Origin of the sequence: Robertmurraya korlensis, assembly GCF_023715225.1 — a bacterium.
In the GTDB taxonomy this organism is placed as follows: Bacteria; Bacillota; Bacilli; order Bacillales; family Cytobacillaceae; genus Robertmurraya_A.
Genome location: NZ_JAMBNS010000119.1, coordinates 1 through 439, shown reverse-complemented (window position 1 = coordinate 439; position 439 = coordinate 1). Strand labels below are relative to the sequence as shown.

The following is a 439-nucleotide window of genomic DNA, read 5'->3' as shown; positions in this document are numbered from 1 at the left end:
CAAGCTGACGGTGTGCTTAGCAAAATTCTCAAACAAGTTGATGACACAGTGCTTTCTGCTGAAGTCATCGGTGAGCTGACTGAAGGCGCAACCGCGGCTGCACCAGCAAGCCAACCTGCTGAAACCCTAGCACCGACTGCCCAAGCTGAAGCCGCGCCTGCAGCTGCACAACAAGCGCCTACCGCTCAAGCGACTTCTGAAGCAGATTATAAAGACCAAAGCCCAGCAGTTCGTAAAGCAGCGAATACCACAGGCGTCAATCCTGCAGACGTTGAAGGTTCAGGTCGTGGCGGCCGTGTGACCAAAGAAGACATGGCAAACCCAACCTTAAAAGCCAACAATGCGATTAAAGCAGACAACGGTCAAGTGGTTGCCAATGCCGTCGGTCAACGTGCAGACAAACGTGTGCCAATGACACGTTTACGCGCCCGTGTTGCTG

The 439-nt window shown here is 53.5% G+C and carries 1 protein-coding gene; it reads left to right on the top strand.

Features of this window, described 5'->3' with window-relative positions; genetic code table 11:
* A partial coding sequence (locus M3175_RS26060) for an E3 binding domain-containing protein (protein WP_251524609.1) occupies positions 1-439 on the top strand: 439 nt, incomplete at both ends.